Below are 14,115 nucleotides of genomic sequence, written 5' to 3' on the forward strand. Positions count from 1 at the left end.
GTTAAAGCGCATTCTGTTTACGCAGGCTAATTTTCTGAACAATCTCGCGATACGTTTTTTCATCCAGCGAGTAACATCCGACAAATATCGCGCTGATGGCAAACATTGCGCCTGGGAATAACGTCATCAGAATATTAATCCCGTTAATTGCGCTGGCGCTAATATTGCCGGCATCATATTGATAGTAGTCCAGCATCCAGCCCGCACAGCCGCCGCCGATCGCCATCGCAATTTTGGTAATAAAGTTGAAAAAACCATAAATTGCGCCTTCTGTACGCACACCATGATGCCACTCGGCATATTCCACGGTATCTGCAATCATTGACCACATAGCGACAAATCCCATCCCCAGCGTAATACTGTAGAGACACACCCCGGCCATAATCAGCCACAGGTTGTGCCCGGCAACAAAATATTGCATCAGCACCCCCAACGTACCGATCAGCAGTGCCACCAGCGTCATTCTCTTTTTGCCCATCAGCGCTATCGCTTTTTCTGAAATAACGGTACCGACAATATAGGCCCCTGACTGAATCAGGAAAAAGGTGGCGGTATAGCCTTCACTACCGATAATGTACTTAATAAAATAGATCGCAATCGCCATCCACACGGTATAGGCAATATAGAAGAACACGGTGAACAGCGATAAATTAAGCAGCGGCGCATTGCCCATCACCGCCCGCAGCATTTCCCGCAGCGATGGCGCCGGAGTCTCCTCCTCTTCGCCCACCCGTTCACGGGTCATGCCGAAACAGGCGAGGAACAAAAAGGTTGCCAGCAGCGCAAAGCAAGAGACCGCGAAGACATACCCTGATTGCTTATCCGTAAAGGGCGAGATCAGCATATCAGCGGTGGTTGAAACAATGAGATAACCGACAATCGCCAGCACAAACCGGTATACCGACAGCGATGAACGAGAAGCTTCATGTTGCGTCAGACGATTAGTTAGCGCCGAATAGGGGGTATTGACCGAGGTATACGCCAGGCAATAGAGCGTATAAGAGATCAGCGCAAAGTAAAATTTCGCCTCACCGCCAAAGGGGACAAAACACAACACCGTTAAAAACCCTAAAGGTATTGCTCCATATAATAACCAGGGACGTAGTTTGCCATACCGACTGTGCGTTTTATCAATAGCAAAACCGATCAGAATATTAAAAATGGCATCAATAACCCGGGCTATAACAAATATCAGACTGGCCTGCACCGCACTGATGCCGTAAATATTAGTATAAAAAAACAGTAAGAACAGAGAGACAAAACCGAAAGATAAATTGGAAGCAAAGTCACCAAAGCCGTAACCTATTTTCTCTTTCACGCCGATAACGACATAGCTTGCCGATAACTTTCCTGCTGTATCCATTTTTTGGCTACCTGTTTTTGTAATCAGTGTCGACAGTATATGGCGATAGCAGAAACCGTACTTTGCGTTATTTGTCCGGGCGTTTCCTGTTTTTTGTCTTTATGCAGAAGTGTGAAAGGAATCACATGCAAGGAGGGTAGCGCAGAGAAATCCGGCGGGTGCCCGCCGGATTTAATCAGATTAGCCGTTGCTACGACTTCCGCCCGAACGGCGGTTGTTGCTGTTCCCCACCTGAGAATGGCGTTTCACCGCGCGACGAATCTGATTCGCCTTCATACGGCGGCGATCTTTCTCTACCGCGACTTTCGAGGTGGTTTCTGCAGGCAGCTCAACCAGCTCACGCAGGTAGTTGGTTTGCGCCAGATCCAGCTCGGTATAACCACCGCGCGGCAGGCCTTTCGGCAGCGGAATATCGCCGTAGCGAACGCGAATCAGGCGACTGACCTGCACGCCAACCGCTTCCCACAGGCGGCGCACTTCACGGTTGCGCCCTTCGGTCAGCGTGACGTTGTACCACTGGTTAATCCCTTCGCCACCGGCAAACTTAATCGTTTTAAACGCCGCCGGGCCATCTTCCAGCTGCACGCCGCGCGACAGCTGACGCAGTTTGTCGTCATCAACCTGACCGAATACACGCACGGCGTACTCACGTTCCACTTCGCGGCTCGGGTGCATCAGACGGTTTGCCAGTTCGCCATCGGTCGTGAACAGCAGCAGACCGCAGGTGTTGACGTCCAGACGCCCCACCGCAATCCAGCGCGCGCCGCGCAGTTTCGGCAAACGGTCAAACACCGTCGGGCGACCTTCAGGATCGTTACGCGTACAGAGTTCGCCTTCCGGCTTGTAATAGGCCAGGACGCGGCAAATCTGCTCAGCGGACTCTTTCACCGAAATCAGATGACCATCGATACGAATTTTTAAACCAGGAACCACTTCTACACGATCGCCGAGGGTGGCGACTTTACCATCGACGCTGACCCGGCCAGCTTCGATTTTAGATTCAATTTCACGGCGGGAGCCGTGGCCAGCGCGGGCCAGCACTTTCTGTAATTTCTCGCTCATTGAGCTTCCTTAAGGTGTCGCCTTCCCAGGCGTCTGGTATACTTTATAAAACAACAGGTTAATATTTATAACCTATTGTTCTGTAGCTACTTTTTGCATCAAAGGCCGTCGCTATCTTCCGCAGAAGCCGGACGCGCCCGTATACGTGGGCGGCCATTCTACACTAACTTGAAAATGAATGCCTCTTCGCGTTTCAATCGCCTGGCGACATCTCTGCATATCGTCGGCACCTCGCCTCCATTATGCGCCAGATTGTCTCTTTTATCCTGCTGACCGCCGCCGTTTCAGGCAGATTTTTCCTCTTTCGCTCCGTCATTCCCCGCGTCATTCTGATAATAAAATATCCCCGTTTCACAGCGGAAACTGGCGAACTCCGCCGGCCGGTGAGAATAGTCTCCCTGAGCTTTCTGGCAGCCCAGCTGCTGCAGCTGCAGCTTCACCGCTTCGTCTTCAATCCCCTCGGCAATCAGCGGCACGTGAATCTTCTTCCGGCTTTTTACGCCGGCCTTCAAGCACCCGACTGTGAGCGCGAGACGGATCGCTATACCGTAGCGAGGCTGGCAATATCATAGCGTTGATGCTAAGAATCCACCGCAACATGAATGTTATCTTCAAATAAACATTGGGCGGGAGGCTGGGCCGGGCGGTCGCGAAAGTCCCGCCCGGAGAGAAGAGGTTTACAGGAATGGCTTCACATCGCCGACGCCTTCACGCAGCACCACCGGCGCATCTTCGGTCAGATCGATGACGGTGGTCGGCTGCTGGCCAAGATAGCCACCGTGGATAATCAAATCCACCAGCTTCTCCAGCCGGTCTTTGATCTCTTCCGGGTCGGATTCGGTGAATTCGCTACCGGGCAGCATCAACGAGGTCGACAGCATCGGCTCGCCGAGCGTCTCCAGCAGCGCCTGGGCTATCGGGTTCGACGGCACGCGCATCCCGATGGTCTTACGCTTCTCCTGCAGCAGGCGACGCGGTACCTCTTTGGTCCCCTTGAGGATAAACGTGTAGTTGCCCGGGGTGTTATTTTTTATCAGGCGAAACGCGACGTTATCGACAAACGCGTAGGTCGACAGCTCAGACAGGTCGCGGCACATCAGCGTGAAGTTGTGGCCATCAGGCAGCTGACGAATGCGGCAAATACGCTCCATCGCACCTTTATCTTCAATCTTACAGCCCAGCGCGTAACCGGAATCCGTGGGATAAACGATCACCCCACCCTTACGCACAATCTCCACCGCCTGGTTAATCAACCGTGCCTGCGGGTTGTCTGGATGGATATAAAAAAACTGGCTCATACTTCCCTCTCAATTTTATTCTGCGGCCGTTTCCCAGCTGTGCCAGATCCCTTCCACACCAGCGGGTAGCCAAAGTTTGCGGCCCAGCTCGATCCACGGACAAGGCTGATGAAAATCAGAGCCTTGCGAACCCAGAAGACCAAACTGCACGGCGTACGCGGCAAGCTGCGTACGTTCATGGGGCGCCTGCTGACATTGCGCCAGTTCCATCGCATCGCCACCCTGCTCGCTGAAGTGGGCCAACAGCCGTTTCAGCCACTTGGCGGAGAGGTCGTAACGCCCGGGATGGGCGATAACCGCTTTGCCGCCAGAATGATGAATGACATCAATCGCTTGTTTTATTGTACACCACTGCGGCGGAACGTATCCGGTTTTCCCGCGGGCGAGATATTTTTTAAAAACGTCGGCAATATTGCTGGCATAGCCGGCTTCCACCAGGAAACGCGCGAAATGTCCGCGGGTTACCGCGCCGCCGTCGGCAAGCTTCATGGCCCCCTCCCAGGCGCCTGGAATCCGCGCTTTCTCCAGCCGTTCGGCGATCATCTGCGCGCGCAGCTGGCGACGCGCCTTCTGCTCTTCCAGAAGCGTGGTCAGCGCCGGGTGCGCAATATCAATATTCAACCCGACAATATGAATTTCGTGGTTTTCCCACAATGTTGAAATTTCCACCCCGGTCACCAGCGTGAGCGGTAAGCCGGCGCGGGCGATTTCGGCACGAGCGGCGGGAATCGCCGCCACGGTATCGTGGTCGGTAATCGCCAGCGTCCCGACGCGCATCTGGTGAGCGCGATGAACCAGTTCTTCCGGAGTCAGCCGCCCGTCAGAGGCGGTGGTGTGGCTGTGCAGATCGTAAATCACTGCGTAATGGGTGTCGCTCAAAGAGACTCCTGCTGGACATGGACTTAAATTAGCGCATTATCATAACGACTCGCGGAGAAAATCTGCAAACAGGGGTTGACTTTATTCCTCTGGACTAGTTAACTAGTACGCAAGTTCACATGAAGGGGTATCACGATGAAAACGCAATTTATCACTCTGCACGGCTGGTGGCGCACCTCCTGATATCGGGCGGCGTGATCGCGTTTTGCACTCAGCATACAGATACCCGGCCCGCCAATGAGCGGGCTTTTTATTGGACAAATTATTATACCGAAAGGCGAGAACAATAATGCAAACATCAAAACCGGCACTCGAGCTTCTCACCAGCGACGCCATCTATCGCGAAAACCCCACGGCGCTGTTTCACCAGCTGTGCGGCGCCCGCCCGGCCACGCTGCTGCTGGAATCGGCGGACATCGACAGCAAAGACGATTTAAAAAGCCTGCTGCTGGTTGACAGCGCGCTGCGCATTACCGCATTAGGTGACACTGTCACCCTGCAGGCGCTTTCTGCTAACGGCGCGGCCCTGCTGGATTTACTGGATAATACTCTGCCTTCGGGCATCGGCAATCAGCGCCAGCCCAATAGCCGGATCCTGACCTTCCCGCCCGTCAGCGCGCTGCTGGATGAAGATGCCCGCCTGTGCTCTTTATCCGTCTTTGACGCCTTCCGTCTGCTGCAGGAGCTGGTCACCGTTCCGCCGGACGAGCGTGAAGCGATGTTCTTCGGCGGCCTGTTTGCCTATGACCTGGTGGCCGGTTTTGAAAATCTGCCGCCGCTGGAAAGCGACACCGCCTGTCCGGACTACTGCTTCTATCTGGCCGAAACCCTGCTGGTTATCGATCATCAGACCAAAAACACCCGCATTCAGTCGAGCCTGTTCACCCCGCTGGAAAATGAAAAACAGCGTCTGATACAGCGGATTGCCCAGCTTCGCCAGCAGCTTAACGAGCCGCCGGCGCCGCTGCCGGTGACTAAAGTCGAATCGATGACCTGCGACTGCGATCAGAGCGATGAAGAGTACGGCGCGGTGGTACGCAAAATGCAGCGCGCCATTCGCGCAGGTGAAATCTTCCAGGTGGTGCCATCCCGTCGCTTCTCTCTGCCCTGCCCGTCGGCGCTGGCGGCCTACGACGTCCTGAAAAAGAGCAACCCCAGCCCGTACATGTTCTTTATGCAGGATAACGACTTCTCTCTGTTTGGCGCATCGCCAGAGAGCTCGCTGAAATATGACGCCGTCAGCCGCCAGATTGAGATCTACCCGATTGCCGGTACCCGCCCACGCGGTCGTCGCGCCGACGGGTCGCTGGATCGCGACCTCGACAGCCGTATCGAACTGGAAATGCGCACTGACCATAAAGAGCTTTCCGAGCATCTGATGCTGGTTGACCTGGCGCGTAACGACCTCGCGCGAATCTGTACGCCGGGCAGTCGCTACGTCGCCGACCTGACCAAAGTTGACCGCTACTCCTTTGTAATGCACCTGGTGTCCCGCGTGGTGGGCGAACTGCGTAGCGACCTCGACGTCCTGCATGCTTATCGCGCCTGTATGAACATGGGCACCCTGAGCGGCGCGCCGAAAGTACGCGCCATGCAGCTTATCGCCGCCGCCGAAGGCAAACGCCGCGGCAGCTACGGCGGCGCGGTGGGTTACTTTACCGCCCACGGCGACCTCGATACCTGCATCGTGATTCGTTCTGCCTATGTGCAGGACGGCATCGCCACCGTCCAGGCCGGCGCCGGTATTGTTCTGGATTCGGTGCCTCAGTCCGAAGCGGATGAAACCCGTAATAAAGCTCGCGCGGTGCTGCGCGCAATTGCTCAGGCCCACCACGCTAAGGAGACTTTCTGATGGCCGACATTCTGCTGCTCGATAATATCGACTCTTTTACCTATAACCTGGCAGACCAGCTGCGCGCGAACGGCCATAACGTGGTGATTTACCGTAACTCGGTTCCGGCACAGACCTTAATTGAGCGTATTGGTACGATGGATAATCCGGTACTGATGCTCTCTCCGGGGCCGGGGACTCCCAGCGAAGCGGGCTGCATGCCGGAGCTGCTGACCCGGATGCGTGGCAAACTGCCCATCATCGGTATCTGCCTCGGTCATCAGGCCATTGTTGAAGCTTACGGCGGCTACGTCGGCCAGGCCGGCGAAATCCTCCACGGCAAAGCCTCCAGCATCGAACATGATGGCCAGGCGATGTTTGCCGGACTGACCAACCCGCTGCCGGTGGCGCGTTATCACTCGCTGGTGGGCAGCAATATTCCGGCCGGGCTGACCATCAACGCCAACTTTAACGGGATGGTCATGGCGGTACGTCATGATGCCGATCGCGTTTGCGGCTTCCAGTTCCATCCTGAGTCGATTCTCACCACCCAGGGCGCACGTCTACTGGAGCAGACCCTGGCATGGGCGCTGCAGAAACTCGAGCAGACCAACGTGATTCAGCCGATCCTCGAGAAGCTGTATCAGGCGGAAACCCTGAGCCAGCAGGAGAGCCACCTGCTGTTCTCTGCGGTGGTGCGTGGCGAGGTGAAACCCGAGCAGCTGGCTGCCGCGCTGGTGAGCATGAAAGTGCGCGGTGAACAGCCGCAAGAGATTGCCGGCGCCGCAACCGCCCTGCTGGAAAACGCCGCGCCGTTCCCGCGCCCGGATTACCTGTTCGCCGATATCGTAGGTACCGGCGGCGACGGCAGCAACAGCATCAACATTTCTACCGCCAGCGCCTTTGTGGCCGCGGCCTGCGGCCTGAAAGTCGCCAAACACGGCAACCGCAGCGTATCGAGCAAGTCGGGCTCTTCCGATCTGCTGGCGGCGTTCGGTATCAACCTGGATATGAATGCCGACAAGTCCCGCACCGCGCTGGATGAACTGGGCGTCTGCTTCCTGTTTGCGCCGAAGTATCACACCGGTTTTCGCCATGCGATGCCGGTTCGCCAGCAGCTGAAAACCCGCACGCTGTTCAACGTGCTCGGGCCGCTGATTAACCCGGCGCATCCGCCGCTGGCGCTGATTGGCGTCTACAGCCCGGAACTGGTGCTGCCGATTGCCGAAACCCTGCGCGTGCTGGGCTACCAGCGTGCTGCGGTGGTTCACAGCGGCGGGATGGATGAAGTGTCGCTGCATGCGCCGACGGTGGTCGCCGAGTTGAATAACGGGGAAATCAAAAGCTATCAGCTGACGGCCAATGACTTTGGTCTCACCCCTTACCATCAGGAGCAGCTGGCCGGCGGCACGCCGGAAGAAAACCGTGACATTCTGACGCGCTTGCTACAAGGTAAAGGTGAAGCCGCTCACGAAGCCGCCGTCGCCGCCAACGTCGCCATGCTGATGCGCCTGTACGGGCATGAAGACCTGAAGGCCAACGCTCAGCGGGTGATCGACGTGCTGCGCAGCGGAGCGGCCTATGACAGAGTGACCGCATTAGCGGCAAGAGGGTAAATAATGCAGACCGTTTTAGCAAAAATCGTTGCCGACAAAGCGATTTGGGTAGAAGCCCGCAAACAACAGCAACCGCTAGCCAGTTTTCAGAACGACGTCGTCCCGACTCAGCGTAATTTTTACGATGCGCTCGCCGGTACGCGCACCGCGTTTATTCTGGAATGCAAAAAAGCGTCTCCGTCGAAAGGACTGATTCGCCAGGATTTTGACCCGGCGACCATCGCCGGCGTCTATAAAAATTATGCCTCGGCCATCTCGGTCCTGTGCGACGAGAAATATTTCCAGGGCAGCTTCGACTTTCTGCCGATCGTCAGCGCCATCGCGCCGCAGCCGATTCTGTGCAAGGACTTCACCATCGATCCTTACCAGATCTACCTGGCGCGCTACTACCAGGCCGACGCCTGCCTGCTGATGCTGTCGGTGCTGGATGACGATAGCTACCGTCAGCTGGCCGCCGTGGCCCATAGCCTGAACATGGGCGTGCTGACTGAAGTCAGCAACGAAGAGGAGCTGGAGCGCGCCATTGCGCTGAAGGCTAAAGTGGTCGGGATTAACAACCGCGACCTGCGCGATATGTCGATTGATCTGAACCGCACCCGCCAGCTGGCGCCGCGCCTGGATCATGATGTGACGGTGATCAGCGAATCCGGTATCCATACTTACGCCGAAGTGCGCGAACTCAGCCATTTTGCCAACGGTTTCCTGATCGGTTCCGCCTTGATGGAACAGGCGGATCTCGATGCTGCGGTGAAGCGCGTGCTGCTCGGCGAGAATAAAGTTTGCGGCCTGACCCGGCCTCAGGATGCACAGATCGCCTGTGAATCCGGCGCAATTTATGGCGGGCTGATTTTTGTTCCCTCCTCGCCGCGCGCCGTCAACGATGCCCAGGCGAAAGAGATTATTCAGTCCGCTCCGCTGCGCTACGTTGGCGTCTTCCGCGATGCGCCCGTCGAGGCGGTCGCCGCCCGGGCAGAACAGCTTCAGCTGGCGGCAATTCAACTGCACGGCAGCGAAGATCAGACCTATATTGACGCCCTGCGTGCGGCCCTTCCGCAGTCGGTGCAGATCTGGAAAGCCCTCAGCGTCAGCGACACGCTGCCCTCACGTCACTTCACCCATGTCGATAAGTATGTTTTCGATAATGGCCAGGGCGGTAGCGGCCAGCGTTTCGACTGGACGCTGCTGCAGGGCCAGGACCTGCGTAATGTCATTCTGGCAGGCGGCCTGGGCGCCGATAACTGTGTAGAAGCGGCGAAAAGCGGCTGTGCCGGACTCGATTTCAATTCAGGCGTAGAGTCGCAGCCGGGTATTAAAGATCCCAGCAAACTGGCTTCGGTGTTTCAAACACTGCGCGCATATTAAGGAGCAATAATGAGCACTTTACTTAATCCCTATTTTGGCGAATTTGGCGGTATGTACGTCCCGCAGATTCTGATGCCCGCCCTGCGCCAGCTGGAAGAAGCGTTCGTCAGCGCGCAGAAAGATCCTGCCTTTCAGGCGGAATTTACCGACCTGCTGAAAAACTACGCCGGTCGTCCAACGGCGCTGACTAAATGCCGTAACCTGACCGAAGGGACCCGCACCACGCTGTATCTGAAGCGCGAAGATCTGCTGCACGGCGGCGCGCACAAAACCAACCAGGTGCTGGGTCAGGCGCTGCTGGCTAAACGGATGGGTAAAACCGAAATTATCGCCGAAACCGGCGCCGGTCAGCACGGCGTGGCGTCCGCACTCGCCAGCGCTCTGCTCGGCCTGAAGTGCCGCATCTATATGGGCGCAAAAGACGTCGAACGTCAGTCGCCGAACGTGTTCCGCATGCGATTAATGGGTGCCGAAGTGATTCCGGTGCACAGCGGTTCCGCCACGCTGAAAGATGCCTGTAACGAAGCGCTGCGCGACTGGTCTGGCAGCTATGAGACCGCGCACTATATGCTCGGTACCGCGGCGGGCCCGCACCCGTTCCCGACCATCGTGCGTGAATTCCAGCGCATGATTGGCGAAGAGACCAAAGCGCAAATTCTTGAAAAAGAAGGACGTCTTCCGGATGCGGTCATCGCCTGCGTCGGCGGTGGATCCAACGCTATCGGTATGTTTGCTGACTTTATCGATGAAACCAACGTCGGTCTGATCGGCGTCGAGCCTGCGGGTCACGGGATTGAAACCGGTGAACACGGCGCGCCGCTGAAGCATGGTCGCGTCGGCATCTACTTCGGTATGAAGTCACCGATGATGCAAACCGCAGACGGCCAGATTGAAGAGTCCTACTCCATTTCCGCCGGTCTGGATTTCCCGTCCGTTGGCCCACAGCACGCTTTCCTCAACAGTACCGGCCGCGCCGATTACGTGTCAATCACCGATAACGAAGCGCTGGAGGCCTTCAAAGCGCTCTCCCGCCATGAAGGGATTATTCCGGCGCTGGAGTCCTCTCACGCTCTGGCACATGCGCTGAAAATGATGCGTGAAAACCCGGAAAAAGAGCAGCTGCTGGTGGTTAACCTGTCCGGTCGCGGCGACAAAGACATCTTCACCGTACACGATATTCTGAAAGCGCGAGGGGAAATCTGATGGAACGTTATGAGACGCTGTTTGCACAACTGAAAACCCGCCGGGAAGGCGCGTTTGTTCCCTTCGTCACCCTCGGCGATCCGAACCCTGAGCAGTCGCTAAAGATCATCGATACGCTGATTGAAGCCGGTGCCGACGCACTGGAACTGGGGATCCCCTTCTCCGATCCGCTGGCGGATGGCCCGACGATTCAGGGCGCAACCCTGCGCGCCTTTGCCGCGGGTGTCAATCCAGCGCAATGTTTTGAAATGCTGGCGGCGATTCGCCACAAACACCCGACTATTCCGATTGGCCTGCTGATGTACGCCAACCTGGTATTCAGCCCGGGTATTGACGAATTTTATGCCCAATGCGAGCGAGTGGGCGTCGATTCGGTGCTGGTCGCCGATGTCCCGATTGAAGAGTCCGCCCCGTTCCGCCAGGCGGCGCTGCGCCATAATATCGCGCCGATCTTCATCTGCCCGCCTAACGCCGATGATGACCTGCTGCGCCAGATTGCCTCCTGGGGCCGCGGCTATACCTACCTGCTGTCACGCGCCGGCGTGACCGGAGCGGAAAACCGCGCCGCGCTGCCGCTGCACCACCTGGTGGAAAAGCTGGCCGAATATAACGCCGCACCGCCGCTGCAGGGCTTTGGCATCTCCGCGCCGGAGCAGGTGACCGCTGCGCTTGAAGCCGGAGCTGCCGGAGCGATTTCCGGTTCAGCGATCGTGAAAATTATCGAGCGCAATGTTAACGATCCGCAGACCATGCTGGCCGAGCTCAAAGCATTCGTGCAGAGCCTGAAGGCAGCGACTAAAGCGGCATAACTTGCCTCCGCCGCCTGGCGCCAGTGCCGGGCGGTTATTTCCGCTGCAAGCTGTCGGCGTATTTGCGCGTCAGACGAAACAGCGCCTCAACCTCTTCCTCACTCCACTCTGCCAGTACCTGATTCATCAGCCGTGTCCTCGCCACCGCGATGCGTTCAATCACGGTTTTTCCCTGCTCGCTCAAGGTGACTTCGCTGATCCGCCGATCGTGGATATTAGGCTGTTTGAGCGCCAGTCCCTGCGCCTCCAGTTTTTTTACCTGCCGACTGACGGTGGTGTAATCGCGCCCCAGACTATCCGCCAGCTCCACAACGCCCACCGGCCCGTAGCGTCCGATGGCCACCAGCAGTGGAAACAGGATTTGATCGATTTGCACATCCGCGGCCTGAAGCAGCTGTTCATCGCGAACGGGCTGGTTCATCACGCTAATGATATCGAGCAGCGCGCCGTGGAAATCGGTAATATCGTAATTATTATGTGCATCTTGCATATATTTTTTAACCGGGTATAGTGCCGTTATCTATTATGTGCATTTTACACATAATTGCCTTCAGGAGATAACATTATGAAAGCAGCCGTAGTTTTCGATCTGCAACAGGGTCCTGTCTGGGCCGATTTTACCGATCCGCAGGCCGATGCCCGTCACTCCCTGGTAAAAGTGAATGCCGCCGCCATCAGCCATGTGGTGAAAGGTCGCGCCTCCGGTAAGCATTACAGTTTCGACGGCCGGCTACCGTTTGTGGTCGGCATTGATGGCGTTGGAACGCTGGCCGATGGGCAGCGGGTCTATTTTGCCTTCCCCACTGCGCCCTGGGGCAGCATGGCGCAGTGGGCGCCGGTCGCCGTCGAGAACTGCCTGCCTTTACCAGATAACCTGGATGATATTACCGCCGCGGCGATGGCAAATCCTGGCATGTCCGCCTGGGCGGCGCTCGTAAAGCGTGCCGGACTGGCTGCCGGAGAGAGCGTACTGATCAACGGCGCAACCGGCAGCGCCGGTCAGCTTGCGGTACAGATTGCCCGCTTCCTCGGCGCAAGGAAGATCATCGTCACCGGCCGGAATACCCAGATGCTGGCCGCCCTCGGCGCCGACGTCTGCATCGACTTAACGGCAGACGATCTGACGCTACAGGCACAATTCAGCGAACAGGCGGCGCAGCAGGTTGATGTGGTGGTGGATTATCTCTGGGGCCGCAGCGCCGAACTGATGCTGCCGGCGCTGGCGAAACACAGTCCAGGCAACGCGCCGGTGCGCTACGTCCAGGTGGGTTCGCTTTCCGGCGCTGAAATTGCGCTCAACGGCGCGGTACTGAGAGCGGCCCCGCTGCAGCTGATGGGCAGTGGTATCGGTAGCCTGTCGATGCCGCAGCTGCTGGCGGCAACCGGTGAAATGCTGCAGGCTGCCGTTGCAGGTGGTTTTACCATCGCCACCACCCCGCTTGCGCTCAGCGAAGTAGCGAGCGCATGGCCGCGTGATAACAGCCAGAAACGGACCGTCTTTCTGCTCAGCTAAAAAAAAACGCTTCCGCACAAAAGATGGGGTTGATATCTTAGATGAGAACCATTATCTTTCTCATTACCGAATAGTTGAGCAAAACACTCAGGTATTCGGTACGACATTGCTCACATTGCTTCCAGTATTTTTCGCCCGCACTTGTGCGGGCTTTTTTTTTGCCATCATGCCACCGGCCGACACACGCTCAACACCTGCTGGCGTAGCCAGGCATGACCGGGGGCAAGCTCCTGACGCGGATGCCACATCTGCGAGACGGTAATCTCCGGTGTGCTGACCGGCAGTTCAAAGGCGACGATGCCCTCCTGCAGGCCATGACGCAGGCAAGAGGCCGGGACCAGCGCCACCAGCTGCGAGCCTCGGGCAACCGCCAGCGCAGCGGTAAAACCCGGCACCACCGCCGCAATTTTGCGGCTCAGCCCCAATTCCGCCAGCGCCTGATCAACGGGTCCGTGCACCATCCCGTGGCGGGAAACAATCACATGTTCGCAGGCGGCATAACGCTCGCGAGTGATTTGTCCTCCCTGCGCCAGCGGATGTGTTTTAGCCACTACGCCAACAAAACGATCGCGAAACAACGCCTGCAGCCGAATTTCCGGTCCCATATTTTTCAGCACCCCAATCTCCAGATCCACGCTCCCGTCGCGCAGAAACTGCGGCCCTTTTTCACTTTTGGCGACGAAGTTAAGCTTCACTCCCGGCGCCTGCGCCGCGCAGGCGCAAATTAGTGCCGGGGCAAAAGCGTCAACAAATCCCTCGTTGGTACGCAGAGTAAAGGTTTGCTCCAGCGTCGGAAGATGAAGCGGCGCAGCGGCGTTGTTGAGCACCGAACGCATCTCAGACACCACGTTTTGCGTTCGCGCTTTTAAGTTTTGCGCATGCGGCGTTAAGACCATTTTGCGCCCGGCTCTCACCAGTAACGGGTCACCGGTAACCTCACGCAGACGGGTCAGGGTACGGCTCATCGCCGAGGCGCTGAGACCGGAGCGGCGCGCCGCCCCCGCCACGCTCTCTTCCGCCAGTAAAATATCCAGCGCCACGAGTAAATTGAAATCGGGATCGGTCATTTAAGTTCCTGGGTTCAGTCATGGCGTCTGCTGCAGCATATTACTGCAAATGCTGCGCCTTCCGCCTGATATGTCCTATGACTATAGTCATGGACTCACGCTTTGCTCAGGA

Annotated in this window: 13 protein-coding genes and 1 other annotated feature; of the genes, 6 read left to right on the plus strand and 7 right to left on the minus strand. The window is 57.1% G+C overall.

The window, feature by feature from the left end; genetic code table 11:
- Position 1 precedes the first annotated feature (1 nt).
- The 5 genes from AC236I_RS14530 to rnm all read right to left on the minus strand — a co-directional run bounded on the left by AC236I_RS14530 (position 2) and on the right by rnm (position 4,602).
- Positions 2 to 1,363, minus strand: coding sequence for an MFS transporter (locus tag AC236I_RS14530; RefSeq protein WP_201165053.1), 1,362 nt, complete (start codon positions 1,361 to 1,363; stop codon positions 2 to 4).
- A gap of 180 nt (positions 1,364 to 1,543) precedes the next feature.
- Positions 1,544 to 2,425 (minus strand): 23S rRNA pseudouridine(2605) synthase RluB, encoded by an 882-nt coding sequence (gene rluB / locus AC236I_RS14535; protein ID WP_004861010.1) that lies wholly within the window; start codon positions 2,423 to 2,425, stop codon positions 1,544 to 1,546.
- A 284-nt stretch (positions 2,426 to 2,709) separates the two neighbouring features.
- Entirely contained in the window at positions 2,710 to 2,901 is a 192-nt protein-coding gene (locus tag AC236I_RS14540) for an EAL domain-containing protein (protein ID WP_064357142.1), read from the minus strand.
- 201 nt (positions 2,902 to 3,102) lie between these two features.
- Entirely contained in the window at positions 3,103 to 3,723 is a 621-nt protein-coding gene (locus tag AC236I_RS14545; protein WP_004861005.1) for an L-threonylcarbamoyladenylate synthase, read from the minus strand.
- Positions 3,724 to 3,738: 15 nt separating this feature from the next.
- Positions 3,739 to 4,602, minus strand: a complete 864-nt coding sequence (gene rnm, locus AC236I_RS14550) for an RNase RNM (RefSeq protein WP_004861003.1) — start codon at positions 4,600 to 4,602, stop codon at positions 3,739 to 3,741.
- A gap of 159 nt (positions 4,603 to 4,761) precedes the next feature.
- Positions 4,762 to 4,857, plus strand: a sequence feature (Trp leader region).
- A 34-nt stretch (positions 4,858 to 4,891) separates the two neighbouring features.
- On the opposite strand from rnm, the gene AC236I_RS14555 reads away from it, so the two are divergent.
- From AC236I_RS14555 to trpA, 5 genes are read left to right on the plus strand one after another with little or no spacing between them, the layout of a single operon-like run.
- Entirely contained in the window at positions 4,892 to 6,454 is a 1,563-nt protein-coding gene (locus tag AC236I_RS14555) for an anthranilate synthase component 1 (protein WP_004861001.1), read from the plus strand.
- Positions 6,454 to 8,049: a bifunctional anthranilate synthase glutamate amidotransferase component TrpG/anthranilate phosphoribosyltransferase TrpD gene (gene trpD, locus AC236I_RS14560; protein ID WP_004860999.1), complete on the plus strand. Its 1,596-nt coding sequence runs from the start codon at positions 6,454 to 6,456 to the stop codon at positions 8,047 to 8,049. The genes AC236I_RS14555 and trpD overlap by 1 nt, the downstream gene beginning before the upstream one ends.
- Before the next feature lie 3 nt (positions 8,050 to 8,052).
- Complete coding sequence (gene trpCF, locus AC236I_RS14565) at positions 8,053 to 9,411, plus strand: bifunctional indole-3-glycerol-phosphate synthase TrpC/phosphoribosylanthranilate isomerase TrpF (protein WP_015584574.1); 1,359 nt, start codon at positions 8,053 to 8,055, stop codon at positions 9,409 to 9,411.
- Between the two features lie 9 nt (positions 9,412 to 9,420).
- The gene (gene trpB, locus AC236I_RS14570) at positions 9,421 to 10,614 is read left to right on the plus strand and encodes a tryptophan synthase subunit beta (RefSeq protein ID WP_004860995.1); all 1,194 of its coding nucleotides are present in this window, start codon (positions 9,421 to 9,423) and stop codon (positions 10,612 to 10,614) included.
- Positions 10,614 to 11,423 (plus strand): tryptophan synthase subunit alpha, encoded by an 810-nt coding sequence (trpA, locus tag AC236I_RS14575; RefSeq protein WP_032724694.1) that lies wholly within the window; start codon positions 10,614 to 10,616, stop codon positions 11,421 to 11,423. Before trpB ends, trpA begins: the two co-directional genes overlap by 1 nt.
- 34 nt (positions 11,424 to 11,457) lie before the next feature.
- Here the strand turns inward: trpA and AC236I_RS14580 are convergent, their stop codons facing one another.
- On the minus strand, positions 11,458 to 11,913 hold the full coding sequence (locus AC236I_RS14580) for a MarR family winged helix-turn-helix transcriptional regulator (RefSeq protein WP_032717281.1): 456 nt from the start codon (positions 11,911 to 11,913) through the stop codon (positions 11,458 to 11,460).
- Positions 11,914 to 11,988: 75 nt separating this feature from the next.
- Between AC236I_RS14580 and AC236I_RS14585 the strand changes: the two genes are divergently transcribed.
- Positions 11,989 to 12,936, plus strand: coding sequence for a quinone oxidoreductase family protein (locus AC236I_RS14585; protein ID WP_015584577.1), 948 nt, complete (start codon positions 11,989 to 11,991; stop codon positions 12,934 to 12,936).
- A 164-nt stretch (positions 12,937 to 13,100) separates the two neighbouring features.
- Here AC236I_RS14585 and AC236I_RS14590 read toward each other — a convergent pair whose 3' ends face one another.
- On the minus strand, positions 13,101 to 14,003 hold the full coding sequence (locus AC236I_RS14590; RefSeq protein WP_015584578.1) for a LysR family transcriptional regulator: 903 nt from the start codon (positions 14,001 to 14,003) through the stop codon (positions 13,101 to 13,103).
- Positions 14,004 to 14,115: the final 112 nt, after the last annotated feature.

The sequence above is a fragment of the Klebsiella sp. Sb-30 genome (assembly GCF_057652795.1).